General features: G+C 43.7%; 27 protein-coding genes and 1 tRNA gene. 15 read left to right on the top strand and 13 right to left on the bottom strand.

Going from position 1 to position 26,078, the window contains the following annotated elements; genetic code table 11:
* The 3 genes from QXR61_06070 to QXR61_06060 all read left to right on the top strand — a co-directional run bounded on the left by QXR61_06070 (position 1) and on the right by QXR61_06060 (position 3,987).
* Positions 1–696, top strand: a complete 696-nt coding sequence (locus QXR61_06070; protein MEM3757508.1) for an ATPase domain-containing protein — start codon at positions 1–3, stop codon at positions 694–696.
* A 6-nt stretch (positions 697–702) separates the two neighbouring features.
* Positions 703–2,325, top strand: coding sequence for a GH3 auxin-responsive promoter family protein (locus QXR61_06065; protein MEM3757507.1), 1,623 nt, complete (start codon positions 703–705; stop codon positions 2,323–2,325).
* Between the two features lie 285 nt (positions 2,326–2,610).
* Positions 2,611–3,987, top strand: coding sequence for a hypothetical protein (locus QXR61_06060; protein MEM3757506.1), 1,377 nt, complete (start codon positions 2,611–2,613; stop codon positions 3,985–3,987).
* An 87-nt stretch (positions 3,988–4,074) separates the two neighbouring features.
* On the opposite strand, the gene QXR61_06055 is transcribed toward QXR61_06060, so the two are convergent.
* Positions 4,075–4,410 (bottom strand): hypothetical protein, encoded by a 336-nt coding sequence (locus QXR61_06055; protein ID MEM3757505.1) that lies wholly within the window; start codon positions 4,408–4,410, stop codon positions 4,075–4,077.
* A 118-nt stretch (positions 4,411–4,528) separates the two neighbouring features.
* On the opposite strand from QXR61_06055, the gene QXR61_06050 reads away from it, so the two are divergent.
* From QXR61_06050 to QXR61_06040, 3 genes are all read left to right on the top strand, one after another.
* A complete protein-coding gene (locus QXR61_06050; protein MEM3757504.1) occupies positions 4,529–5,653 on the top strand; it encodes a uroporphyrinogen decarboxylase family protein in 1,125 nt (374 codons plus the stop codon).
* A 111-nt stretch (positions 5,654–5,764) separates the two neighbouring features.
* Entirely contained in the window at positions 5,765–6,178 is a 414-nt protein-coding gene (locus QXR61_06045; protein MEM3757503.1) for a 4Fe-4S dicluster domain-containing protein, read from the top strand.
* 7 nt (positions 6,179–6,185) lie between these two features.
* Positions 6,186–8,042, top strand: a complete 1,857-nt coding sequence (locus QXR61_06040; protein MEM3757502.1) for an aldehyde ferredoxin oxidoreductase N-terminal domain-containing protein — start codon at positions 6,186–6,188, stop codon at positions 8,040–8,042.
* Between the two features lie 40 nt (positions 8,043–8,082).
* On the opposite strand, the gene QXR61_06035 is transcribed toward QXR61_06040, so the two are convergent.
* From QXR61_06035 to QXR61_06025, 3 genes are read right to left on the bottom strand one after another with little or no spacing between them, the layout of a single operon-like run.
* Positions 8,083–8,508, bottom strand: a complete 426-nt coding sequence (locus QXR61_06035) for a VCBS repeat-containing protein (protein ID MEM3757501.1) — start codon at positions 8,506–8,508, stop codon at positions 8,083–8,085.
* 42 nt (positions 8,509–8,550) lie between these two features.
* Complete coding sequence (locus tag QXR61_06030; protein ID MEM3757500.1) at positions 8,551–9,825, bottom strand: FG-GAP and VCBS repeat-containing protein; 1,275 nt, start codon at positions 9,823–9,825, stop codon at positions 8,551–8,553.
* A gap of 38 nt (positions 9,826–9,863) precedes the next feature.
* Positions 9,864–10,175, bottom strand: a complete 312-nt coding sequence (locus tag QXR61_06025) for a hypothetical protein (protein ID MEM3757499.1) — start codon at positions 10,173–10,175, stop codon at positions 9,864–9,866.
* A gap of 117 nt (positions 10,176–10,292) precedes the next feature.
* Here QXR61_06025 and QXR61_06020 point away from each other — a divergent pair, with 117 nt between their 5' ends.
* On the top strand, positions 10,293–10,802 hold the full coding sequence (locus tag QXR61_06020) for a DapH/DapD/GlmU-related protein (GenBank protein ID MEM3757498.1): 510 nt from the start codon (positions 10,293–10,295) through the stop codon (positions 10,800–10,802).
* On the opposite strand, the gene QXR61_06015 is transcribed toward QXR61_06020, so the two are convergent.
* On the bottom strand, positions 10,783–11,781 hold the full coding sequence (locus QXR61_06015) for a DUF354 domain-containing protein (GenBank protein ID MEM3757497.1): 999 nt from the start codon (positions 11,779–11,781) through the stop codon (positions 10,783–10,785). The genes QXR61_06020 and QXR61_06015 overlap by 20 nt on opposite strands.
* Positions 11,782–11,797: 16 nt before the next feature.
* Positions 11,798–12,706: a hypothetical protein gene (locus QXR61_06010; GenBank protein ID MEM3757496.1), complete on the bottom strand. Its 909-nt coding sequence runs from the start codon at positions 12,704–12,706 to the stop codon at positions 11,798–11,800.
* A gap of 94 nt (positions 12,707–12,800) precedes the next feature.
* Here QXR61_06010 and QXR61_06005 point away from each other — a divergent pair, with 94 nt between their 5' ends.
* Genes QXR61_06005 through QXR61_05995 form a run of 3 tightly spaced genes read left to right on the top strand, consistent with a single transcriptional unit; the run spans position 12,801 to position 15,456 of the window.
* A complete protein-coding gene (locus QXR61_06005; protein MEM3757495.1) occupies positions 12,801–14,297 on the top strand; it encodes a hypothetical protein in 1,497 nt (498 codons plus the stop codon).
* Positions 14,294–15,178, top strand: a complete 885-nt coding sequence (locus tag QXR61_06000) for a class I SAM-dependent methyltransferase family protein (protein ID MEM3757494.1) — start codon at positions 14,294–14,296, stop codon at positions 15,176–15,178. The genes QXR61_06005 and QXR61_06000 overlap by 4 nt, the downstream gene beginning before the upstream one ends.
* The gene (locus QXR61_05995) at positions 15,175–15,456 is read left to right on the top strand and encodes a Trm112 family protein (protein MEM3757493.1); all 282 of its coding nucleotides are present in this window, start codon (positions 15,175–15,177) and stop codon (positions 15,454–15,456) included. Before QXR61_06000 ends, QXR61_05995 begins: the two co-directional genes overlap by 4 nt.
* A gap of 6 nt (positions 15,457–15,462) precedes the next feature.
* Here the strand turns inward: QXR61_05995 and QXR61_05990 are convergent, their stop codons facing one another.
* Both QXR61_05990 and QXR61_05985 read right to left on the bottom strand, forming a co-directional pair.
* Complete coding sequence (locus QXR61_05990; GenBank protein MEM3757492.1) at positions 15,463–16,410, bottom strand: Gfo/Idh/MocA family oxidoreductase; 948 nt, start codon at positions 16,408–16,410, stop codon at positions 15,463–15,465.
* Entirely contained in the window at positions 16,407–17,783 is a 1,377-nt protein-coding gene (locus QXR61_05985) for a nucleotide sugar dehydrogenase (GenBank protein ID MEM3757491.1), read from the bottom strand. The genes QXR61_05990 and QXR61_05985 overlap by 4 nt, the downstream gene beginning before the upstream one ends.
* 149 nt (positions 17,784–17,932) lie before the next feature.
* On the opposite strand from QXR61_05985, the gene QXR61_05980 reads away from it, so the two are divergent.
* Together QXR61_05980 and QXR61_05975 are read left to right on the top strand one after the other, a co-directional pair.
* Positions 17,933–18,020 (top strand) — tRNA-Leu (locus QXR61_05980).
* A gap of 65 nt (positions 18,021–18,085) precedes the next feature.
* Complete coding sequence (locus QXR61_05975; GenBank protein MEM3757490.1) at positions 18,086–19,294, top strand: tyrosine-type recombinase/integrase; 1,209 nt, start codon at positions 18,086–18,088, stop codon at positions 19,292–19,294.
* A gap of 217 nt (positions 19,295–19,511) precedes the next feature.
* Here QXR61_05975 and QXR61_05970 read toward each other — a convergent pair whose 3' ends face one another.
* The gene (locus QXR61_05970; GenBank protein ID MEM3757489.1) at positions 19,512–20,171 is read right to left on the bottom strand and encodes a hypothetical protein; all 660 of its coding nucleotides are present in this window, start codon (positions 20,169–20,171) and stop codon (positions 19,512–19,514) included.
* A 138-nt stretch (positions 20,172–20,309) separates the two neighbouring features.
* On the opposite strand from QXR61_05970, the gene QXR61_05965 reads away from it, so the two are divergent.
* On the top strand, positions 20,310–21,656 hold the full coding sequence (locus tag QXR61_05965; protein ID MEM3757488.1) for a tyrosine-type recombinase/integrase: 1,347 nt from the start codon (positions 20,310–20,312) through the stop codon (positions 21,654–21,656).
* A 26-nt stretch (positions 21,657–21,682) separates the two neighbouring features.
* Here QXR61_05965 and QXR61_05960 read toward each other — a convergent pair whose 3' ends face one another.
* From QXR61_05960 to QXR61_05945, 4 genes are all read right to left on the bottom strand, one after another.
* A complete protein-coding gene (locus tag QXR61_05960) occupies positions 21,683–22,858 on the bottom strand; it encodes a tyrosine-type recombinase/integrase (protein ID MEM3757487.1) in 1,176 nt (391 codons plus the stop codon).
* Between the two features lie 22 nt (positions 22,859–22,880).
* Positions 22,881–23,249 (bottom strand): hypothetical protein, encoded by a 369-nt coding sequence (locus QXR61_05955; protein MEM3757486.1) that lies wholly within the window; start codon positions 23,247–23,249, stop codon positions 22,881–22,883.
* Positions 23,250–23,350: 101 nt separating this feature from the next.
* Positions 23,351–23,677 carry a hypothetical protein gene (locus QXR61_05950; GenBank protein MEM3757485.1) on the bottom strand — a complete coding sequence of 109 codons (327 nt, stop codon included), beginning with the start codon at positions 23,675–23,677 and terminating at the stop codon, positions 23,351–23,353.
* 47 nt (positions 23,678–23,724) lie between these two features.
* The gene (locus tag QXR61_05945) at positions 23,725–24,837 is read right to left on the bottom strand and encodes a hypothetical protein (GenBank protein ID MEM3757484.1); all 1,113 of its coding nucleotides are present in this window, start codon (positions 24,835–24,837) and stop codon (positions 23,725–23,727) included.
* Positions 24,838–24,968: 131 nt separating this feature from the next.
* Here QXR61_05945 and QXR61_05940 point away from each other — a divergent pair, with 131 nt between their 5' ends.
* Together QXR61_05940 and QXR61_05935 are read left to right on the top strand one after the other, a co-directional pair.
* Complete coding sequence (locus QXR61_05940) at positions 24,969–25,127, top strand: hypothetical protein (protein MEM3757483.1); 159 nt, start codon at positions 24,969–24,971, stop codon at positions 25,125–25,127.
* A 603-nt stretch (positions 25,128–25,730) separates the two neighbouring features.
* Positions 25,731–26,078 (top strand): hypothetical protein (locus QXR61_05935; protein MEM3757482.1); only part of this gene is annotated, 348 nt, incomplete at its 3' end.

Raw genomic sequence — 26,078 nt, 5'->3', positions numbered from 1 at the left:
TTGAGAAGAATCCCAACAGGAGTGGAGAAGCTCGACGAAATATTGCAGGGTGGCTTTCCAGAGGGGAGCACAATTTTAATAGCCGGAGGCCCCGGAACCGGTAAGACTATACTTGCAGCCCAATTCATATATTTGGGGGCCGCAAAGTATAGGGAGAAAGGCGTTTTTGTAACTTTTGAGGAGGGGGCTGAGTCCTTTAAGAATAATATGCTTACGCTTGGATGGAACTTCGACAACTTGCAGAAAAAACAGCAGGTAGAGATTCTAGATCTTTTATCCCTGAAGGAAACTGATAAAGCGGAGGCGGCCCTCGATGAAATAATTGAGACCGTTAGAGTTATGGGGGCTAAAAGGCTAGTTATAGATTCCATTACCGCTTTAACAGTTGTGTTCAGAAGCATGGCTGAGGTAAGAACATTAATATCTATTCTCCAGAAAGTGCTGCGTAGACTGGGCTGCACAACAATATTGACGGCTGAAATCCCGTGGGGGAGTGGCAGGCTTGGCACCGGTGTTGAGGAGTTTCTATCCGACGGAATAATTATGCTTGAAATGGTTTCTAGAGAAAACTTCCTCAGAAGGAGATTGATAGTTCTTAAGATGCGGGCGACGGATCTAAACCTGAGATACTACCAGTATAATATCTCAAAGAATATTGGAGTAGAATTATTACCTTATCCGGAGGCTGAAGAGTGAAAAGCCATGATGGATGAGGGAGAGATATGGCGTAAATATTGCAGCTTTTTTGAGAAGCCGTTTTCTGAGCAAGTTGCCTACTCCGAAGAGAGAGTTAAGAGGCATTTTGAGAAGTGGAAGAAGACAAAGACGGCGAAATACCTGATGATGAAATATGGCAGAGAATTCGAAAGATTTGAAGATATACCATTAACAACCTACGAGGACTATCCTATTCTACGAGAATTCGGATCAAAAATAGAGGCAATGATGGCGAAAAAACCTCGAAAGTGGGGAGAACGCCTATTTGCCTATTATTCCGGGTTATTTGCCGAGCTAAAGCCCATAATCGACGAATGGATGATCGACGAATTCGGCTACGCTGCAAAAACATCCGGTACAACCGGAGAACCTAAATGGATAATTCACGGCGTCACAAGCATGAGAGACTATGAAGAGAATTGCGTAACTATAGGAGCCCTAATTTGCAGCGAAAACTGGGGGGAGACTAAGGTCAGAGAGGGCGAGACTGGATTACAGCTCGCCGCGCCTATCCCATATATTTCAGGATGGGGGCTTCTGTTGGGCAGCAAATATTTTAATGTCGTCCCCTCAGTGGAAACCGCCGAAGAAGTAACTGATATGGGAAGAAGAATGTGGATTATTCTTAAGGAGATTGAAAGGGGGAAGAGGCCGGTCTTCGCTGCCGGAGCAACATCTTTCTTTCAACTGGTTTGTAGGTATCTGAAAAATAAACCCGAAATATTCAGAGAGTACTATAGTTCACTGAATGCTGGCTTTGCAAAGGCCTACATGTTATTTAAATGGTTAAGCTCATATTTTGGTAAAAAGCATGAGAAGTTGGCGGATCTGCTGCCGCTTAAAGGTATAGGGGTAGCTGGCGTAAATATAGAGCCATATAAGGATTTTTTCGTCCAAGAATTTGGGATTGAGCCGACCAACATATATGGTTCTACGGAGTTCCCAGTAATTATGTGCGGGCCTCCGGATAGAAAGGAGTGTTTGATCCCGAATTTAAGATCCGGCTACTATGAATTCATTGATGAAAGGGGTAATTTAAGGAGGATAGATGAGCTTAAAAAAGGAGAGACCTATGAGCTTGTAGGAACATCTATCGAATCTATCCTCATCAGACATAGGATTAGAGACCTTCTATCAGTCGTCGATTTTAGGGATGATGGTATGCCATATTTCATTTTTAAGAGCCGAGTTGAGGAAGTGTTAGACTTCTATGGATACTTTAGGCTCACTGAAAGAATCTTTTCAAGAGCCTTAAGGGAGGCGGGGTTGAAATATTTTGAGAAGTGGGCTATTACAAAAATGTTTAGCGGTGAAGGAGAATACCTATACGTCGCGATGGAGAAGCCATGGGAGCATTCAGAAGAAGAAACCGCCAGAATCATATTTGAGGCACTCTTAAAAACATTCCCTGACTTCCAAAACTATGTGAGAGACTTCTCCGTCAAGAACCCTACTGAAATCATTAAAGTTAAGTATTTAAGGAAAGGAGCATTCCTACAATACTCGGTTAAAATGGCGAAAGAAGGCGCGGAGATAGGTCAAATAAAGCCTCCAAAGATTGTTTCTGCCGAGAGAAAAAGGGTACTAGATTTATTGGAGTCGATTTGAAAAATGGAATGGTACTTTATTCCAGCTACCCTCCAATATATTGTAGCGGGAACCTTATCTCTTTTGCTCGGCTTTTATGTTTTTTACAAGAGCCGTGGCTCTATGGCGTCAAAGTTTTTCATGCTTTTCTCGATTTTTTTAGCCCTATGGCAATTCCTTATCTTTCTTCACAGGAATGCTCCAAATGCTTTTCTGTCAAAAACATTTTTCGCGTTAGGAACCGGGTTTGCTTCGCTTATGCTTCCAGCACTCTTCTTAACGATTTCTTTCCTTCAAGATGGAAGTATGAAGCACCTTGTTGCTCTAGTGCCAAACCTAGTGTTCTTTGCCTTCATTCTGATCTTTTCGCCTTTCGAGGTCTTTTGGACAAAATTCGGCTGGTCATACGTATTCACATATGGAGTGTCCTCTTATATGTTGCTCCCACTAACAATATTTTACATTGTTCTAAATTATGTTTGGATAATAAAGCCGATTAGAGAAAGCAGATCATCTTTCGTCAGGAGAAAGTATAAGTTTATACTTTTCGGCTTCACTATACTCTTCGTTATCGGCGTAGTCATATTTAACACGATCCTGCTTTATGTTTTTCCCGAAACCCTGCCTTTAGGAGGAATAGCCACAAGCATAGGTCTATCAATGATAACATTCGGCATATTGCTGAAAGAAAAAATGCAAGAAACGCAACTTTCAGTATTATACGAAGACTTATCTAAAAAGACCTCCCTATTTCTTCAAAGAGTTTTTAGCTTAATGGAAGAGGATGTTCTAGGGCAACGATACCTCAAGTTTGACAAATACTTGAAGGAAACAGGAATCAGCGAATACGCCGTCCTTTCAGGAGGCAAAGTTTCTATTCAAAAAGAGCCCGATTATTCTCGTCTAGTCAGAATCATAGATAAAACGTTAGAGTACATAGAAAGCGGAGAATTACCATATGAGGTTATAAATGACTTAGTGAAGTTTTGGGATAGCATAAATCCGTTAATTGAAAGCGATAGCGTAGCAATGATAAAAGCCCATGAAGACCTCATAAAAAAAGCTAGGATACTTCACGAGTTGGCTGACGGCAAGCTTCGAAACATATTTTTACCGAAAGGTTTTTCTGAGGAGAATCTCGATGGATTTTCGCGGCATCTTGGTTTTACGCATAAAGACTTGTTTGGGAACCCCGTTCTGGTAGAGATAGATCCTTCTGAAAGATACGAGGAGTTCGTTAAGGCTTACATTTATGAGGTTTTAGCTAATTGCGAGGAACTTGCGGTATTCACTAGGAGGGGTTCTAGGATACTGAAATATTTGCCTAGCGAGCAAACGTACATCTTCTATTTATCATCTGAAGCATCAAAAAGAGTCGCCGTTTCAGAGCGTGAAGTTGAATTGCCCCTATATAATTTAACCCATTTGCTTGGAGAATTATCTTTAGCCGCAAAGAAAACATATTCGCTGCTCATAGATAACCTTACAGACCTGTATTACTCCATCGGGTTTGAAAAAACTTACAGGTTTACGAGAAGCGCCATCGAGATCTCATCTTCTTTTAGAATTCCAGCACTGTTTCTCATCACTGAAAAACATGACGAGAAAACTATCGCAGCATTTGAAAATCTGTTCCCAACTATCGTAAAGATTAGAGAGCATGGCATAATAAAAGTTAAATAGATTGTTTTTCTGGAAATGCCCGATCTCATCATAGTTAAATGGGTTAACGAGCATCTCTCCCATAAAATATGGTCTAAACCGCTTAAATTATCTTTTTATCGCTAAGCAGGCTGAAAAAGTTGCCAGAAGATCGAGGACGGCAAGCGCATAGTAGAATTCGTAAGTCCACTTAAATATCTTTAAGACTTCAATTACTGAGCCAAGCGCCGATGAGATGGCAACAAATATGTATAGCTTTTTTCGGTTAGTGATGACCGCTAGAATTGGAGCTACACCATAAACGAACAGTAAAATTAAATGCCACCAGAATAGCGGCAGAAAACCGGGAGCACCGATCATGAATTCATATAGCCCAAACATGGGCAGTAAATGCGGTATATGATACGCCCCAAAGAATACCAAGTACACTTTATGTAGTTTCATTGCCTTCCAATAACCTCTCATATAGGCAAGCGAATATTCTTTAATCCTCACTATAACAGTATTTTAGGTATAAAATATAAGAATTTAATCTGACCTTAAACTTATTCTTGTGATTAAAATGAATCGTAGAGAAAGGTTTTTTAGGGCTTTAGACTTAGAGGAGCCGGACTATGTTCCAATAACGGATCTTGCTCTCGACCCGCCAATCGTTGATGCAGTCCTAGGTAAAAGATTTTCCGGCGGAGTTTTCACGATGGCTGGTGGAAGCGCTGGGTGGGATGAATCGCTAAACTATAGGCTTGCCCTTATCGAAGCGTGCAAAAAGCTGGGTTTTGATGCGGCACCAGCCCTATCCGATTACTCGCTTACGACAAAGGATTATAGTCCTAGGTATATTGATGGGAAAAGGTATGTTGATCATTGGGGCAGAGTAATGCAGATGAGCAGGGAGGCGAAGACAACGTTCTTTGTCAGCGGAATAATCGAATCTCAAGAGGATTTAGAATTCTATGAGCCGCCGGACCCATTCCATCAAGATGTCATTGAAGCCATTGAGAAAATTATGAGTAAAGCGAGAGGTGAAGATATCGCCATTATAGCGCAGTGCCACAGCGGATGGCACATGGCGTTTCAGGTAAGAGGCGGAATAGATAAAATATTGGTAGACTTCTATCGAAATCCGCTTTTCGCAAAGAAACTTCTAGATAAAATTGCAAGGTCTTGCCAAGGTTTCGCCAAAGTTATGGCTGAGGCCGGGGTGGACGCCCTATTCGTGACAGATGATTACGCTGATAGTAAAGGGCCCTTTATGAGCCCAGAAATCTTTAGGAAATACGAGCTACCTAACTTAAAGGAAATCGTTAGCGTTGGGAGAAAATATGGTATACCGGTGTTAAAGCATTCGGACGGAAATATTTACCCAATATTAGAGGATATAGTTGGCTCAGGTATATCTTGCTTGCATCCCATAGAGCCCGGCGTAATGAGCTTAAGGGATGTAAAGGAGAGATATGGCTTAAAGATATGTTTGGCGGGAAATGTTGACTGTAAATATGTTCTTCCATTTGGCGATGAAGAGGATGTGAAAAGAGACGTGAGAAGATGCGTTAACGCGGCCGCGGAAGGTGGAGGGTTCATCCTAACATCAAGCAACTCATTACACGCAAATGTCAAGGTAGAAAACATTTACACAATGGTAAAAGAAGCAAGAAAATATGGAAGATATCCTCTACATGGCAAATAATATAATTGGGGTAGTATCCGCCAAAAATGTAGCCGATTTCCCCTTAAACCTTTAAATGTTTGGCGCTTCTCCTAATATGAAACGCTGGCTGAATCACGGTGAACATGATTCATGAGGATAGAGTTTGACGGCCAGAAATGTGTTTGGTGCCGTAGCTGCGAGCTTATTTGCTCATTGCATCATGAGGGGGGCTGCAGCTTAGAGCTGTCGAGAATAAGAATCTCTCTAGATATTTTTGAGGCTGAGGCTAAAGCCTACGTGTGTAGGCAATGCGCTGATCCGGAGTGCGCTAAAGCATGCCCAACTGGAGCCATAAAATTCGATGAAAAATCTAACGCATACTTCATAGATGAAGGTGAATGCGTGGGGTGCGGATTATGCGCTGAAGCATGCCCGTATAACGTTGAGAAAAACATAGTTGTTTTTAACCCTGAAAAGAGGGTTTACATGAAATGCGATTTATGCTTCGGCAGTCCTCAGTGCGTGCAGATATGCCCCTCCCAAGCCCTTAAAGTAGTCGGGTGATAACGGTATGGAGATCTATGGTTGGGTTGGAAAGATACTCCGCGTGAATTTGACAAATGGAAGAATAGATAAGATGGACACCACGAAGTATGCGGAGAAATTCATAGGTGGAAGGGGCATTGCAGCCGCTATAGCGTGGGAAGAGCTTCCTTTCGGTATCGACCCCTTCAGCCCCGAAAACAAGTTAATAATGATGACGGGACCATTAACTGGAACCATTGCGCCGACATCGGGTAGAATGGTCTTTGCGGGCATAGCGCCGCAAGCCTATCCCAAACCTCATTACACGAGATCTAACATGGGCGGGTATTTTGGAGCCGAATTAAAGTATGCGGGCTACGATGGAGTAATCATTGAGGGAAGATCCGAAAAACCGGTATACTTATGGATCGAGGACGGAGAGGTCGAGATTAAGGATGCTAAGAATCTTTGGGGGCTTGACACGTTTGAAACTCAGAAAAAGTTGATGGAGGAGCATGGGGGCGGCTCGCAAACCATATGTATAGGTCCAGCGGGAGAAAACTTGGTTAGAATAGCGACTATTCATCATGGGTTGGAAAGCGCGGCGGGCCAGGGAGGCTTCGGAGCCGTTATGGGATCAAAAAATCTAAAGGCAATTACAGTAAAAGGATCTGGGATGGTGAAAGTTGCGAGGCCGAAAGAACTAATTGAAATCTGTAAGCACGTTCAAAAGATCATGTATAGGAGAGTCCCAGGGGGACGTGAATCAAACTTAAAAGCCTGTAGTTTAGCATGCAACGTGTCTGCGTGCAAAATGATTGTCTACAAGAATGTTGAAGGAAAGCTTTCCTCTAGGCGTTATACTGGCGCAGTTCATTGCTGTTCTCCCATATATTTGAGATTTAAGCCCTGGGAAGCTGGCTTCGAGGCGGCTGAGATCGCTGATAGACTGGGTTTAAATCATTGGGAGATTGTTTTAGGCTTCACTGGAGTCGGCAAATGGCTTGATAACTGCGTTAAGGCGGGGCTGATCACTGAGGAGGATTTAGGTATGCCGATAGACCTTAAGAGCGGGGTGTTCTGGAGCAAGATGCTTGAAAAGATAGCATATAAGGAAGGTATAGGCAAGGTGTTCGCCGAGGGTGTTCCAAGGGCAATAGATATTCTCGGAAAAGGGCGGGAGTTTTCACCGCACGTTGCGCATGGATTTGAGACGCATTGGGATGGGCGATTTTTCGGGGCGCCAAAATATCCATATTGGATTGTTGCGGCCCTCCAATGGGCAATGGACTCTAGAGACCCATTGGTGCATTGCTATGCTCAAAACATAACGTATTGGGTTATGAGGGAGAATGCGCCCATATCCATAGATAGGCTTAAAGCTATTGGGAAACGCCTCTATGGTTCTGAGGCTGCGGTTGATCCTGAAAGCGGCTACGAATATAAGGCGCAGCCAACAATATGGCATCAGAATAGGCTTGCTGTTGACGACTCGCTTCTTGTGTGCGATCAGGCTTTTCCCGTAATTTTTAACGCTTTCTCGCCGGATGGCTTTGGCGAGACCTACTTAGAGGCGAAGATGCTTTCAGCCGTCACTAGGATAGATATCGCTGAAGGGTATCTAGATTTCATCGGCAGCAGAATATACAACCTTGAGAGGGCGATAATGGTTAGGGAAGGAAGAACAAGAAAGGATGATGAGGCAGTAATACCATACTTTCAGAAACCAGACATGAATGGAATAAGGCTAGACTTGGATAAATTCAGAAATTTGATGGATGAGTTTTATCGCCTTAGAGGATGGGATCCGGAAACAGGTTGGCCTAAAAGGGAAACTTTAGAGAAGCATGGCTTAAAGGAAGTAGCGGACAAATTAGAGAGCCTTGGAAGGCTTCCCGAATGAAAACGCTGATGATCAGCAAGCATTAGTGTTTAAGCTTAGGCTAAGATTTAATTCTCCATTTTGGCATCCATAAGTGCACTTCACCCAGCCATCTGCCAATGAACGGTTTACCAACGATTGCTGGCCTTCCATCTACATGTATGAGCCTAGCATCATGGCTCCCAACGCCTTCATCGACAACATGGGCTTCAAATTCGCCATCGCCTCGGTTAACAAACAGGATTACTTGAGGGTTCTCTGTGAAATCCATTTCAATGACACATATATCTGGTAGGCCGTCGCCAGTAAAGTCGGCAACTACAAGCGAATGCGGATCAACCAGATCATTAGCTAACACATGTTCTTGCCAAAGTTGGCGGGGATCATTCCTCGCCTTAAACCATGCAACCCGGCCCATCTCCTTTCGTCCAAAGTATTGAGCGTCGCCTTCAGAGAGCACAATCTCCACCCGCCCATCGCCATCCAGATCTGCGGCTTCAACAAGCGTGCCAACATATCCTTCCGCGAACTAGAAGCGCTGCCACTCCCTACATTCATCATTGGATGGTTTAAACCAATAGTTTCCCGCAATAAGCTCCGATTTACCGTCTCCATCAACATCCGCCCACGCAAGCCCCTCGCCCTCCACGTCCCGAGCAATAAAGGAAAACTGCCACGTTTTTCGCGGATCGTCCGCTGGCTTCAACCTTAATAAAGCTCTTTGCCCCTGATTCCAAGTCACTAGCTCGCCTCCACTGTCAACATTTATCCAGATCTGCGTATGAAACTTGTTAGCGAATTTTCCAATAATATGTCGTCTCCATCTCTCCGCTGGATTAATCGGCTGCTCCCACCACCAAATATATGGGCTTCGCCAATCGCCGCCGGCTATAAAGTCTAAGCGTCCATCATTATTTACATCAGCCAAAACCCCGCCTGACTCCAGCATCTCTGCCTCATCATCGATCACATGTACGCTCCAATCGTTTGACGCGATCTGTTCAAGCCAGACGAGGGCGTCCTCACCCTTCTGCCTGCTGCCGATAACTACATCTTCTTTTCCATCACCATTAATATCGCCTACAACGCAGATTGTCCGGTTAAGCTGCGGGTTAAGGCGAGCAATAACCATGCGCTGCATTTCATAGGTAACGCCTTCAGGAGGATAGATGCCAACCCACTCAGCGGCCTTACGGAAGAAGGCGCGTTTACTCGGCGTATTGATAAGCCAGTTTGTAGGCGGCGATTGGAAACCATCTCTATAATTGTTTCGTCCCTGATCGTAGTAGCCCCAGCTCGCGCCTTCGCTTAACGCTGCCTCCATATTCCGCAGATCTGTACTGTCTTCGTTAAACACTATGGGTTTAGGCATGCCAAAGGACTGGAGTCTAGATCTAACAGCGCTTACCATGCTTATAATGCCCTCAGGGGTTTGCCCATTCCCATGAAGAAGAACAAAGTCGACAGCGCGTAAAATATTGTCGGGAGGTATGATGCCGCCACAGAAGCTGGTTGACACTGGAAGATCTCCATCACTGATCTCTTTTGCCAAGGAGATCAATTCAACTACGCGTTTAGGCTTAATGATCTCGTGGTCGTAGCCGGGATGATCGCATTCGTTAGCAATCTCTAAGAGAACATTCCTATAACGGTGTCCCATCAACCAGTCAACCATGTTCTCAACAGCACGCTTAACGGCCGCTTCGTTAAGCAGCCGCTGATCCTGCCCAAAGTAAAATAGCCCTAATATGACCACCATGCCCAGCTCTCGCGCAGCCTCTAAAACCCGCCTAAGCCTATTCATCCAAGAGCTTTTTAAAGCGCCATTCTCCTCAAAACCGCTTACTGGTTGCCAGTGAAGTGCCGCGCTTTTGGACCCCCACACTGCATATTTATCGTGAAGGCGATAACGCCATGCGCCCTATAGAGAGGCAACGCTGCAATAAACTCATCGGTATTTCTCTCCGGGTTAAATTCGTCTCCATTAGGGTAACGCCACAGATTCATGGTCTCAGGGTTCTCATCCTCAAAGAGCGCCTGAACCATGCGGGCGTTTAGCAGCATGCCTACAGCTCTTGGATTAACATTCTTCATATCAGCGTAAGTAGGCCTACCATCCAAAAGGAAACTTTCACCCCTAATAGAAACCATCATTTCAGCATCAACCCCACATTATTATGGTTCCCCTACCGTAGTAAGTGTCAGAATTAGATAAATAAAATCTTTAATGTTATTTAAGCGGGAATATATTGATGTTTAGGGTGAATAAGGTTGGAGGAATTAAAGCCAAAAATAGGTGTCGGCGTAGTATTGGGGAAAAACGTGCGCCTGGGTGCCGGCGTAATCATATGGAATTACGTTGTCATAGGCGATAACACTATCATAGGTGAGCAAACTAAAATTGGAAGTTTCTGCGATATAGGAAGAAACGTTGAAATAGGTAGGGGATGCAACATTCAAGCGCACGTAACCATATCAAACGGCTGTAAAATAGGAGATAATGTCTTCATAGGACCAGGTGTGGTAATTCTAAACGATAGGTATCCGGTGAGCGAGCGAATAACGCCGCCGATAGTAGGCAGCGATGTAATAATTGGCGGCGGCGCGATAATATTGCCTAGCATTGTGGTGGGTAACAAAGCTGTAATAGCGGCTGGAAGCGTTGTCACGAAGAATGTGGATCCGGAAACCGTGGTTAGAGGCGTGCCAGCAAAGGCGTTTATGACGAGGGGGGAGTATGAGATTAAAAAATCTATGTTCGCTAGAAGGCTTTGCCTTTAGCTTCCAATGAATACACAATATTCTCAATCACATCCACCGGGTTCTCAAGATCGCTGAGAAGCGATTTGACGTCGAAACGCTTTCCAAGATACTCTCTAGCAGTTTTCGTGACGCCCTCCGGTTTAACGGTGAATATCGGGAAACCCTTGCTCGCTAAATAATCATTCACATGTATTCTGCCAAAAATATCAACTATAATGCTCGGTGTACCCGCCAGCGCGGCTTCTCTCGAAATCGTTCCGCCAGCGCTCACGACGAGGTCGGCTTGAGCCGCCAAGCTGGCTGAATCCACGAAAACTTTTGGGATAAGTAGCCCCTTTATTCGGCTTCTACTGTATCTAGCCAGATATATTACATGTCCTAGCGAGGTGAGCTTCTCCGCTATTATCCGCATTATATCGTTCTTTCCTTCAGCGTAAGTTGCCTTAATCTCGCTTTGCCTCACAACTATCACTGGCCTCTCAAAGTTGAAATTCATAGAAGGGTTAAAATCCTTCATCCAAGCAACTTCATCTACACCATCAAATTGAACTATATTTTTTGCGCCATAGCTTCGAATTACTTCTGCCGGAATAGCCTTTGAAGCAACTATAACGCTTGCTAGGGGAAGAGTTAACCTGTTCACCACGTCTGCGTGAGGTGTGTCGAACGTATATATTATTGGTATTCCCAGACCGAATGCAACTCGGCAGAGGTCAACCGATGCATGGCAGATAGCGCAGTCAGGAGGGGTTTCATGAAACATTTTGGAGAACTTTATTTGTCTCTTAAGGCTTTCGTAAAGCCTTGTGAAACGTGTTTTCGCATCGTATTTTCCTACAACTTCAAATTTTAAGCCTAGATGCTTCGCTAATGGTATTGTGTCGGGATGCTTTCTCGTTGTAAATATTATTTCGTGTCCTTTTTCCTCTAAGCGCTTCGCTATCGCCGCGCCGTAGCGGACTTGTTTACCCGTACACGCATCATACCATATTTTCATTTTTACCCCCAAGGCCCTAAATAGTCGATATGATAACCGCAATAGATGTCGTAATAATGAAGAGCAAAGATATTAGCGTGACTATTTTTCGCTCCGTTGTTGGGTGATAGTAAGCTATCAGCGTTATTAGGCTTCTTCTGTGATCCGCCTTCAATATTAATCCGTTCATGGTGAGCCTCGCTCTCCTCTTAAAGATCACGATGTTAATTAGCACGAGCGCTGAATTAAATATGTATGGGACTAGCGCTATCGCTAAGGTCTGCTCCATGTTAGCTATAATCGCGTAGGCGGCGAGGGTTGTTCCAAATGCGAATGAGCCGGTATTGCCGACGAAAATCCTTCCCTTAAAATTGTAGTATGCTAGTGCCCAAGAGATTATGAGTGGAACATAAAGTAGGATGCTCTCACTTCTTCCATGTATGATTGAGGTTACGAGTAAACCTGTCAAGACTATTGAGGGGCAGACGGTCTCAAGCCCATTTAACCCGCCGAGCTGGTTAACAGCGTTGGTGGTTACTGTAACGATGGCTGGAACAATGATAGAATAGTAAGCCAATCCAAAATCTATTTTACCAAAAAAGTATGTGCTCATGCGGGTCTCGCCTTCACGAATTATGATTAACGGTAAAGATGCTATGAGTGGAAGTAAAGCCTTATATCTCCATCGGATATCAGCCCAATCATCCAAGAGACCCATAAAGCCGCCAAAAAGTATACAGGAAGCCAGCGTTAATGCTGACGGCCTCTCCCAGTCTTGGAGAACCCAGCTTTGAAAGCCATGAACCATAAATAAATAGATTGCCGACGCTAAAACGTAGATTATACCTAAGCCGTTGGGGACAAGGGGTCTTCCAGGCTTATGTTCATCCGGGGCCCTGGGCAGCCTACCTAACATATCAACGCACTCATACCTCGACCTAGCCATTATAGTCTAACGTCAAGGTTTATTAATTTATTGGAGAAAACATTCTTAAACAACCGCCGTATTCAAAGGTTTCTGCAGTGCGGGATGAGGGTGTTTGGCTCAAGAGCAAATTAAACTTAGATACTCCGGCTTCATCATATTTCTATTCAGAGTTATCAGCATTGGAACCGGCCTACTCTTCACGTTAATGGTTACTAGAAGCATATCGCCTGAAGAATACGGTATACTTGGAAACCTCAATGATATTTTATCCTACTTCACGTTAACCTCCACAATAATACCGTTTTGGGTAACGAGGTTTATAGCAAGATGTCAATCAGGCTCTTTTAAGACCGGATTTAACATGAATACTCTAATCGGCTTCATATCTACGGCAATGTATGCTCTTCTAATACCTGTCGTTATGGACGCTCTTCAAATTAGCCAAAAATATCTGCCAGTATATCTGGTCGCTTCTATAATAGTGTTCGAAAGCCACATATTAACGATTTTTGAGGCGGCAATTTATCCTAGGCGCCCAGAGAATCTCGGATTCGGATTATTTATCTTCGAGGCAAGTAAGCTGGCTTTAGGATACTCGCTGATAATTGCGATGAAAATGAGCTTGATAGGGGCTATCTTGTCAATAGCAGTGGCATCGATTATCCAAGCATTATTTTATTTGAGATACCTGTTCCATGACCTCAGAGAAAAAGCTGTTCGAGATTATGTTGGTAAATGGTTTAAGGCTTCGCTGCTAAACGTTTATGGCATTTTAAGCGGAAGAATACTTATGCTCGCAAACATTTTCCTATTTATTTATGGTGGTGATCTATCGAGAGCTTATTACGGAGCCGCTTCGGCGATTGCTTCAATAATAGGATACTCATCCTTCCTCTCATCTGCCCTATATCCAAAACTTCTATCAAGGCCCGAGCTAAAGGATGTAACGCTCTCCCTAAAAATGGTTTCCATGTTCGTTATACCGATGAGTTTAGGCGCCATAATCCTTTCAGAACAGCTCCTACTAATACTTAACCCAGTATATGGTGCAGCGAGGCTGACGCTTATAATCTTATCTTTAAGCGCTTTTTTCTCCGTTTTCTCATCGATATTCGAATCAATCATCAGCGGAACGGAGAGAATAGATGTTGAGCCCGAAATATCCTATAGTAAGATGATTAGAAGCAGGTTGTTTCTGCTATTAACGCTAAATTATGTGCAAGCGGCCATCGTCGTCCCGTCAGTATATGCTGTTTTAGGGTCGCTGGAATTGAATGCTCCAGAGGCAACATTATACTTTGCATCCATAAACACTATAGTAAATATTTCGCTGACATTAGCAAAATACATAATAGCGAAAAAAAGCATGCCCTTTAAAATTCCCTGGAGAGATATTGGAAAATATTTCTGCGCAGCATTGCTTATGACCATAGTTATTTGGGCTCTTCAATTTCCAGCGAGGCTCACATTAACAATATTTAGGGTGCTTATGGGAGCCCTAGCGTATTTTCTCACGCTTTCCGCAATCAATAAAGAAACCAGAGAACTTATCAGGTCTGTTAAGAAAGAGCTCGGAAAAATTTTTGAAAATAGGGATGACACGAGATGAACTTTATGAAATTAAAGGATGAGCTCGCAAACATACTTGAAACCTCAGAAATAAAGATGGTGTACAAGTCTTTTGACATAGTTGGCGACATAGCCATTCTCAAAGTGCCGGAAGCCCTCAAAAATAAGAGCGAGATAATCGCTGACGCCATAATGCGGATACACCGAAATGTGAAGACAGTTTTATGTCAGGTTGGGCCGACCGCGGGAGAGCTGCGATTAAGGGAATTAAAGTGGCTGCGCGGCGAGAAGAGGACTGAAACTGTTCATAGGGAGCATGGCTGCCTATTTAAGGTTGATTTAAGTAAATGCTATTTTTCCCCAAGGCTTTCTTACGAGCGCATGAGGGTAGCGAGGCAAGTTAAGCCGGGAGAGGTTGTGGTTAACATGTTTGCTGGCGTCGGCTGCTTTTCAATATTGATCGCCAAGTTCTCTAAGGCTGAAAAAGTGTTCTCTATAGATATTAATCCTGAAGCGGTCCGCTACATGCGTATGAATGTAGCTTTAAACAGGGTCGACGGGATCGTTGAGCCGATTGAGGGAGACTCGAAGGAAGTGATTTTATCTAGACTGCGCGATACAGCTGATAGGGTTCTCATGCCGCTACCGGAGAAAGCCTACGAGTACTTAGATTACGCCTTAATGGCTTTAAAGCCATGTGGCGGCGTAATACATTACTATGACTTTGAACATGCGGGAAAAAATGAGGATCCCATAAAGAAGGTGATCGATAAGGTATCCCGAAAACTTTTAAATTTAGGCGCAAGGTTCAGCATATTGTCTTCGAGGGTCGTTAGGACCGTGGGGCCAAGATGGTATCAGCCAGTTTTAGACATATTTATCTGCGACCGCGGGACAATTAATAGGGGTGATCAAGCGTGAAGAGACATCTAATGGATATTTTGGCATGTCCAATTGATAAGCATCATCCGCTGGAACTCTATGTTTTTGAAGAGAAAGATGAGATAGTTGAGGGGATGATAGTTTGCCCAAAATGCTTACGTTGGTATCCTATAAAGGATGAGATACCTGAAATGCTTCCCGACGAGCTAAGAAACATGAGGGATGAGTTAAGTTTCCTAGAGAAATGGCGTGATAAAATACCGAAGAAAATACTTTTCGAGGGGAAACCCTTTAACCTTAAGGAAAAGCATCTCTAGAAGTTATTATAGAATTTTAATAGGTTGCCCCTTGCTGGCCGATTTTAGAGCAGCCTCGGCTATTTTTAGGGCTTTTATACCATCTATGCCTGAAACCAATGGCTTCTTATCATTTAATATGCAGTCAACAAAATGCTGCAGTTCTAGTTTAAGCGGTTCTTCCCATTCATATCTTGGTGTTAAAGTCTGACCTGAAGTCTCTATAGTCATCTCTTGGGTTATGTAGTCAAGGTTTATTATGGCTTCGCTTCCAGTAACTATTAATTTCCTAATTTTGTATGGTGTAAGCCAATTAGCCTCAATAAAAGCTGATCTTCCACTCGAAAATGTGAGCATTATTTGGGCGTAATCCTCTATTTTCTCATGCTGAAGATATCCGACGCTCGCATAAACCGTTGATGGATCTTCATTAAAGAGAAAGCGCATGACATCTATATCATGTATAGCCGTATCTCTCACCACACCGACATCACCTATCCTCTGAGGCCACTTTGACACCCTTCTCGCGGTAGCTAAAACCAAAGACCCTATAACACCATCATCTATAGCCTTTTTCACTCGCCTAACACCGGGGTTGAACCTCTCTATAAAACCAACCTGAAGCTTAAGGTTCTTTGCTTCAGCCAGGTTTAAGGCTCTCTGCGCTTCTCTCACAGAGCTAGCCATAGGTTTCTCAACAAACACATGCTTACCCATTTTTAAGGCTTTTATTGATTCCTCGGCGAGCTTAGATGACCATACACATATGGTTACCGCATCCAGCTCTTCATTTTTATACATTTTCACGCTGTCATCATACGACTTTAAGCCATATTTTTCAGAGAGAGCATCAGCCCTCTGCTTATCTATATCGCATACCGCTACCAGCTCAGCCTCAGGGATCTCACTTAAAACCCTAACATGGTTTCTGCCCCAAAAACCGGCTCCTACAACAGCTATTCTAACTTTTCTCATTTTGTCCAAACACCTCTTCCCAGACCACGATATATAAAGCCTTCCTTTTCAGCTTTAGACGGGTCAACTACGTGGGCTAGATCAACTATGGCGGCTGGCTTCCTCATCAACACACCTATCTTGCTTAGGTTTAAACGCCTAAACCTATCATGCCCAACAGCTATAATAAGGCAGTCGGCATGCTCCAGGGTTTTCGCTAGATTTTTCTCAGCCGGCAACCCCATATCCTTTAGCTCCTCAGGAGAATAAAATGGATCAAAAACGCTAACCTTGATGTTCCTGTCCTGCATCATCTTAACTAGATTTATCACCATCGATCCCTTAACCTCTTTAACGTTAGGCTTATAGGATATGCCAAGCACAGCGATCTTCGACCTCTTGAGTGTTTTTTCCATCACCTTAAAAGCGTCCTTAATAAGACTGTACGCCCTCTTAACGGTTTCATCGTTTATTCTTCTAGCTAAAATTGGAATTTGAAGCTTAACGCCGAGGTTTTCAGCCTCATATATTAGGAGATAAGGATCTTTAGGTATGTGTCCGCTAACGATCCCCGGCTTAAGTAGGTGACAGTATGGTTGCGTGTTAGCAGCAGCTTGCACTTCAATATAATCTATACCAGCCTTCTCGCAGAACTTCGCAAGCTCGTTGGCAAGCGCTAAGTTAACATCCCGATAAATGTTTTCGAAGAGCTTAACGGTTTCAGCAGTCTTAATATTACTGACTTCAACTATTCCCCCCTTAACAATCGTCTTTAATATGGTTCTCGCAGCCATTAAGCTCCGCTCATCTATGGCAGCTAAAATCCTAGGGTAGTTAACGAGGTCGTGAATAACTCTTCCAACGCTGGCACGTATGGGGCTGAAAGCTAAACCAAAATCTTTCCCAGCTTTCAGTCCGGAAGATAACTCTAAAGTCTTTTTAACAACCTCCTCAGTCATGCCGGGACCAACCGTGCTCTCTAAGATGATCATAGATCCATGCATAAAGTTCAGTCCTATATCTTTACAAACATTCTCAAGATTAGCGTAGTTAGGCCTTTTCTTCTCATCTATTGGGGTATCGACCACGATAACTATTATATCGCTTTTAGAGAACGCTGTTTTCGCATCATTTGTAGCCGCTAAGCGTTTCTCGCTTAAGTTCCTTCTTATCATCTTAGTTAACTCAGGCTCAATAAATGGGCTAAGCCCCTTATTGATTCGATTAATGATCTGCGGATTAATGTCGAAGCATATGACGTTAAATCCCGCGTCCGCGAAAAGGCATGCCGTCGGCAAACCCATCCTACCGCACCCAGCAACGGTGAGGGAAAACCTTCTACGCTGATCTAAGGTGTCTAGATCCCCTTCTTTAAGCATCATCGCTGTAGACATGCTTTATCGCCACAAGTTTTTAATTAAATGAGCGTTAAAGATTTAAAAGTATCATTAAAAAATAAGAATAGTTGGGCTAAAATAGAGGCTTAAAATGAACATAACCGATAAAGATTTAACTGAAGAACTAAATCTATAATTTTTAGAGGGCGGGGGTTGCCAAGCCAGGTCAAAGGCGCAGCCCTGAGGCGGCTGTCCCGTAGGGGTTCGTGGGTTCAAATCCCACCCCCCGCACCAATACCCCTAGTTCTGGTGCGGTTCACATAAGCCCAACTTTTAAATCTTCGAGTACAGAGTTTAATGTGATAGCGGATATACATGATTATGCTGGTAGACTTAAGAGAGCCAGAGAGAGGCTGAGTAGGCTGGAGAACAGCAGCCTACTACTATCATTCATAGATCATTTGAGCGCTCTTGGATTATCGGTTGGTAGGGTTGCTAAGTACGCTAACCTCCTATGCACGTTGATGAAGAATTGCCCATTCGATCCGGCTGGGGCTGATAGGCGTATGGTTGAGCGCGTAATAGCTTGGATAAATAGCCAGCCATACAAGTCTTCAACTAAGGAGGATCTTAAGATACTTGTTAGGAAGCTGGTTCAATACGCTAAGTGTGGTAACTGTGGGCGCAATACTCCTGTGCCGCCCGAGGTCTCATGGTTCAGCATTAATAGGAGTGAGAAGGATTCTAAGGTTAAGCCAGAAATGCTGCTTTCGCTTGAGGATGTTAAAGCCATGATCAACGCCGCTGAGAATGAGCGGGATAGAGCGTTAATATCAGTCCTGTTCGAGGCTGCATTAAGGCCAAGCGAGCTATTAACAATGAAAGTTAGAAGCGTTGAGTTTAGGGACAATTACTGCCTAATCTCCGTGTGCGGTAAGACTGGCGTTAAGAGGATTCCGCTGGTTGCGAGCCATAGGCTCTTACTGGATTGGCTGATGAAGCATCCTAGAAGGCATGATCCTGATGCACCATTATGGATATCGCTTAGCAACAACTCAAAGAGCGAGGCGATGAGCTACTACTATTTCAGGAAGCTAGTGAAGGAGCTGGCCAAAAAGGCTGGGTTGAGGAGGGATGTTTGGCCATACCTTTTTAGGCACTCATGCCTAACAGCCCTAGCAAAGGTGTTGACAGAGAGTAAGCTTGAGCTCTATGCAGGCTGGGTTCACGGCTCTAAGATGGCTAGGCGCTACGTGCACTTCTCAGCAAGAGACTTAGAAGAAACTGTTCTAGAGATCCATGGACTTAAAGAAGCTAAGCGGGCTGATGGAATACTGAAGCCAGCACAGTGCCCAAGATGTGGAAGCATAAACCCGCCAAATAATATTAGGTGCGAGTGTTGCGGGTATATACTCGATAAAGGTCTGGCGATGAAGATTGAGGAAGAGGAGCGCAAAAGGGAGGAGGAGATAATTGGGATGCTTGAGGAGGCATTTAAGCGCATCGAGAACCTCGAGAAGACCCTTCAAGGCGTCCTCGCAGGATCTCAAGGCACTCGGCAAGAATAGCCTTCAAGGCGGAAACTTCCCTTAAAATTGCCTTAAGATCCTCCTCACGAATAACAACATATCTGCTGTCAGCCACGTACACCACCAGAGATATGAGAGGGCTCTAAATTTAAAAGCGGATTATATTAGGGATGAAGGCATATGCCAAAATATGAGCGGGTATAGACAGGAAAAATGATGACCCGTAGACAAGGTTATAAAAATAACAACTCTGCACTTAACTTAACCTGTTTACGACCTTTTCTCTAAGTATTAGTAGAGCCTGATTGAGTGTCTCCTCCATGCTCTCCCAGAGCTGGGGTAGGTATGGCTTTAACTTCTCAAGAATTATTAATGAATCATCAATCTGCTTCTCTATAAACTCAAAGAACTCTAGTATTCGTTCCTTAATCGTCGATTCTAATTGCTCGGAGGGCTGCCTATAAGGTTGGAGCCAGCCGTAAGCCGTTGGGAGTGGAGGTAGAGGTGTAGCCCACCCTTTCGGATAGGATTCATCAAGAATCTTCTTTAGCCTTGATACCTGATAATCCACTATATCAATAATAGGTATAATAGCGGTCTTTATGTAAGAGTAGGAAGCCAAGTAAGCATCCGGGTGAACAATAGACCGCAGCTCAAGGGAAACAGCATTTAAGTTTAGATAAAGCCTAACAAGCAGGTCCCGTAGATACTCAGTCTCAACAGCCTCCTTAAGCATAAAAAGCCTTGAATTCTTAACAGCCTTCAACAAATACATAAAGGGAACATCTATCTCAATCTCCTCGGCGAGCCTATCAATCAACTGCACAAGCTTTAAACCATTAAGAGAGGCATAGGTCTCAAGCCTCTCAGCAGCCTCCCTCCTAATTGTAAAATTTTTATAGCCCGGAGCTGGCATACTTAAACCTCCCACCAAAATTCTTTAAGATCCAATTTAATAAGCTTTACTGACTTAAAAGAAAATATCTATAATTCAGTAAATAACTGATAATCAGTAAACTTTTTATTCCAGTTTTTATCATTAATTTATTGAACCATGAACAGGCAAAACAAAAGAAAGAAAGGTCAGCTAAAATATGGAGGAAAATCGAATCTTATAGATCAAACGCTGGACGAATTTTTCTCCACTAGCAATTACTATAATAGTTCTGGTGAAAAAACAATTGATACAAGCAAAGCGTTCTGCGACACCACGGTTTCGCAGAATTGTCATTCTACGACACTGCAGTGTCGTAGAACGGAAATCTGGGAGAGAGTGCTTAAGATTGATGGGTGGAGCAGCAGTTATAGATCTGTTAATAATCTGCTTACATATTTGGGGATTAGGAAGAGTGGCAGTGAGGCTGCTAGGAAAACTTATAGTAGTACTATTTATCGGTTTTGTGCAAGGTTCAATGTAGATCCGGATACTTTAGTGAAAATGCCTAAGAACAGGATAAAGGAAATGGTTGAGGAAATGATCAAGGAGATGCGGGAAAAAGGTAGGAGCTTACGGTATATTGCAACTACTGTAAACGTCCTCAAAACATTCTTTAGAGTAAATGGGCTTAACAATATAGAGGTTTCTCCGCCCTCTATACCGCCTCGATACAGTAAACGTAGTGAGTATATTCCAACGCCTAGTGAAGCACTGAAGATGGCGGAGGTGGCGGGCAATTTAAGGGATAAGTCAATGATTCTTCTTATGGCTTTTTCGGGATTGAGAGTTTCAACACTATTAGCGCTGAGATATAAAGACGTCAAAGATGAGCTAGAGAAGGGCGTAGAGAATGTTCAAATTAAAGTCTATCCTGAGATGAAGGAAGTTGTTGCGAATGCATGTAAAGGCAACATTAGATATTATACTTTTACTACTAAGAAAGCTACCAAGACATTGAAGCTTTATATTGAGGAAAGAAAGCGGGCCTTTGGAGATATTGAGGATGATGAACCGCTCTTCATAACAAATTATAATCAGATAAGAAAGGAGATGAGGAGAAAGAGACCTTTAAGCGCAAGGCAGGTTAATCGTATAGTGAAGAACGCTGCCAAAGCCGCTGGGCTTGAACGATGGAGAGAAGTAACTCCCCATTCACTTCGAAAAACTTTTCAGAGCTTTTTGCGGAACCAGCCTGAGGCGACAAGACTCGACATTCGAGACCAAGAGTTTTTATTCGGTCATGTTATGGAGGGGTCAATGGACTTCTATTATGATTGGGGTAAGGTGGAAGAACTGAGAGAGAAATTTTCAAAGATGATCCCCAATCCTAGCAAAGCCAAGATAGGTAAAAAGAAAAAGCAGAAAATCATCGATGTCAACGAAGTTGAGAATTATCTTGAGAATGGATGGATTGTCAGGTTTAAGCTTCCAGATGGGAGAATGATTGTTGAGGCGGAGTTCTAATAAATAATCATCTCATTAATAATCCTTCAGAAGCATAAGTTCATCCTCGTTTTTACATATTCTATTAAAACCTCTTTCCAATCGATTCCAGTCCCTTCAAAAGCTTTGGTTAAAGCGGTTTCGAGGAGGCTGAATTTGTTTTCAACAACTTTTCTCCCGAAGTTTATTCTTGCGTATTCGAGTCTAAGTTGCTCGCATTTGGTTTTATCGTAATACGCATCTTGAGATCCTGGTAGAATATGCCCCATAAGAAACTCTTGAGTCTTTACGTCTAATCTTCCTCCATCGATAAGCTCGCTGCGGAGCATCGATTCATAAGTCTTCCTAAGTGAGTGGGGAGTAACGTACATCCAGTTAGCAATTCCGGCTTTTCTTGCAGCATCCTTAATAATTCTCTGAACCTCCCTTGGAGTCATGAACTTCAACCTACGCTCTTGAAAACTTATTTGATTATATTCGGAGCAGAAAAGCGGCTCGTAAGGTTCTATTGACCCATACTTCTCAATCCTCTCACGAAGATATAATCGCAAGGCCTTAACCGCCTCCTCACATGCGAACGTGTAGTAGGGTACGTTGTTTTTGCATGCCCCTGGAACTCGCTTCTTCATTTCGGGATATACTGGAACCCTAATTATTGGATAACCTTTTTCCAGATCATCCTTAATGTCACCATACGTTAAGGCAATTAGCGTTGAAACCCTGAGACCAGTTGAAAGTAGGAATAAGATTATAGCTCTGTTGCGGAGACTGCCAGCGCAGTCAGCCATAGCATAAACTTCCTCCTTTGTTGGTATATATTCGGGTCTCTTCCTATATCTTGAAGGCGTATAGTATCCTTCAAGAGTAATATCGATTCCGTTTGCTTTAAAGAAGGAACGCATAACGTGAATTATGCCGTTAATGTATCTTCGGCTGCAGCTACGACCATTTAGTTCATCACAGTATTCCTGGATAATTTTCTCTACGTCCTCTTTTTTAAGCCTAATTAACTCATCTGGGTTTACCTTTACTCGGTTACATAAATTGGCTATTATCGAGAGATAGGTGCGTTTTGTCCACTCACTTTTACTCTTTCTCGACAGCTTCTTTAACAATTTATTAATGCTCTCAAATCGACTTAACCATCCATCAGCCAAATCTTTATGGGAAATTTTCATCTCTGCCGTTGCTTTGCGTTCCATAATGGTGAGTTGAGACAGCATTTTATCGCCTCCTGAAGAGTGCTTATGAGTTGGTTATGTGGTTTGTCTCATCCTTTAGCACCTGGTTTAGTTCGGCCATAACCGCCTTAATGGCTCTTTCAATAGCTTTGTAGGCGTTTCTCCTAAAGCTGTCAAAGAGGTCTTCTATGCTTCGAGACTTAGATGACTCGCCCTCCCCATCACTCCTCTTATTGAACCTACACGACTTTATTGGGCATTCATAGCAATCCCTGCCCGGAACCAAGATAAATCTTCCATTCAGAATACGCTTCGCCTTCTCTATGCGGTCGGCTAACGCCGCCTTCAAGAAGTCAGCCCACTCAGCGGCCCTGAACACTATTGCGTCGCCGGACGAAAACCTAACGAGAACAACTGTTGTCCCATTCCACATATACTTCTCTGACTGGCTTAAAGATATGTTTAGCCCAGTTTTCGCCTCTATGCAGATATTTCCTCCACCATTAAGTATCTGAATGCTCCTTCTATCGACGATTAGAAGTGCGTCATATCTGCCTCGCTGAATATATTTATTGGGAAGCCCTTGGCCGCCAGCTCATTCTTGAGCCGCTCGACGAGCAGCGAAACAGCGTATTCATGTAGGTTCCTCCAAACCCTATCTACCTCCTCATCCCCGGAGTAGCCGGCCTTAAGCCTCTCAATAATGCAGCGCTCACAAAGGTTCTCCATTAGCGGATCAATGACCTTCTTACTGCTGACACTGCTGGAATATTTGGCGGCTATCTCCGCAGCCAAACTGATTAATGTATCCCTTAGCTGAATTACCTCCTTGTTAAATACGCCTAGTTGATCTGATTCCATAGGCGCCGCCCTATAGGCCATGTGGGGATACGCATATGCGTGAGGATCTATCCATCCTCCTTAATCTGCCTGATGAGGTCCCTTAGCTGCTTAAGCGTTTTTTCTCTGGCATCTATCTCCCTGGCTAGGGCCTCCAGCTTAGCCATGGATACATCCATCTTATACTCCTCGGAGATCCTACCAGTCCTCTCGAACTCCAGCATTTTTGCAGCGATCCTAAGCTCTCTCCTAAGTACCTTCTCTAGGAGCTTGAGGTGGACGTTGTTTTCGGAGCATGGGTAGTCCTTCCAGCCGAGCCACTCCCATGCCTCCCAGTCAATTGAGAATTTTAGTGATCCATCCTCATCGACCTCTATCTGGTATGGTGAGGCTAGCGCTAGAATGGCGTTGAGCACCGGTATAGCCCTCCCTAAGACCTCAGCCTTATACTCCAGAAGCCTCCTCTCAGCCTCCTCAGCCCTCTGGCGCCACACGCCCCTTATCGGCACATTTAAAGCCCACTCGTTTGATCCTCCGAGGACCGCGGCCAGAGCCTTGTCTATCAGCGGTCTCCAGAAGACCTCCTCCTCAACGGCCCGCGCCCTAGCCTCTCCATAAATCTTCTCAGCCTCCCTGTAGTCTGCTAGGGCGCATATGAGTGCAGCCTCATGGATAGACATATATAGGGTCCTTCTCCTCTCAGACTCCCAGCTGCCCGGATACATGACCTCGCCATTTCGGCAGACGATCCAGACGCTGGCAGCCCTGCTCAGCAGCCCAGAGTACCAGCCGCACCTATCCTGGAGCGCTACAATAACCTTGGCGAAGTTATCCCTAGACTTAATGGCTCCCGCGCGCCTCTCAATCCTATCCTTAGCCGGATAGCGCTCGCACTCAACATAAACATTGTAGTCTCCGTCCCTAGCGAATATATCCACATATATCGGCTCGCCATTACCCGTCTCAACAACCTTCTCAAAGCTTATATCCGTATAGCCCTCACGCAACATATAAAGCGCAGTATAAAGCCTAACCAACTCATGCGCCCGGCTACCACGCCTAGGAGCCCCCTCATAGGCGCTCCTAATCTCAGAGGGCAGGGATTTGAGGACTTTCTCAAATAGGCTTCTTCCTTCCCCATTTAGGCTAAATTTATCCACGGATTTTATTTCGGACACCATGTTCCATCACCTCCATGTATTTATTGTTTTTCATATATTCTATGGAATGCATAGATTTAAATCTTCCGCTTCTCCATAGAAAACATTAAATATATTCACTCCATAAACAATAAATTAGGATGGTGAGGACGTTGCCTGGAAAGAGGACGTCGATTCAAGTTTATGAGAGCACTAGGGAGGAGCTTGTGAAGATTAGGGGGCAGCTGGAGGCGAGGAATGGAAAGCCTAGAAGCCTGGAGGACGTCATACTCGAACTCATAAAGTACTGGAAAGAGGGGCATGAGAGATGAGGACGGGATCTCAAGGCTAAGAACACGCATCCGCGTGAGAGGGTAAGGTGCTTAAGGAGCAGTTGAGGGATCTGCCGATATCAGATATAGGGTTTTAAAGCAGTATGGGTTTCTCCAACGGACCAAATCATCGAGGCGCATTAAGTTCTTCGGGACGCAGAATATGCGGCCCCCTTTCGAGTCTTGCAGCGCCTTCAGAGACAATATATATGCTCTTTACGGCTTGGGAAGCTAGCCTAATTAGGAGAAAGGCGTACTCTAGATCAAGTTGATGTATGGTTGCGACGAATACTACAAATTCCTATGAAAACGAAGGAAATTCTAAACACGTTCTAAAGGGATACTCCGAAAATATTTATGTGAGAAACGTGAAAAACTAATTCTTCAATTGTCAGCTTTCAATAATTAAATTTGCTTCTATAAACTTTAATTTTCGACAGTATGAAAGAAATAATTTGAGGTAGAGGGTCTTTCGATGAGTGTTCATTATAATGAGCGTTGGGCTCAGGGATCGTTTTGCGGTGGATTAATGAAGTTATTCATGATTTTGGGGTTAGTTTAGTTAGGGCTGATCAGGAGGTTCAGATAAGGAGCGGATAAAATTTGAGGCTGAGCAGTAAAAGATTCTTTGAAGTAGCAAAGTATTGGGTGCTGCCCTTAATTTTAGGCTCAATAATTGGCTTAGCCATATTCCTCCTTGTCTACATTTACGAACTGCTAAATTATGCTTCATTTATTATTGTAAACTGGAATTCTTCATTTCTTTTAGCCTCAACAATTGTTGCGCTCCTTGGAGGATATTTAACAATAAGACTGTTGGCGGAAAATAAAGAGTGCGGTTGCGGAACAGAACTTGTAATTGAAAGATACCATTTCAAAAACGGCTTTGTTAGCTTGAGAGATACCATAAGCAGAACTTTAGCTTCTGCGATAACCATAAGTTTTGGTGGA

Source organism: Candidatus Bathyarchaeia archaeon (assembly GCA_038882715.1).
GTDB lineage: Archaea > Thermoproteota > Bathyarchaeia > Bathyarchaeales > DTEX01 > DTEX01.
This window is presented reverse-complemented; position numbering and strand designations above follow the sequence as displayed.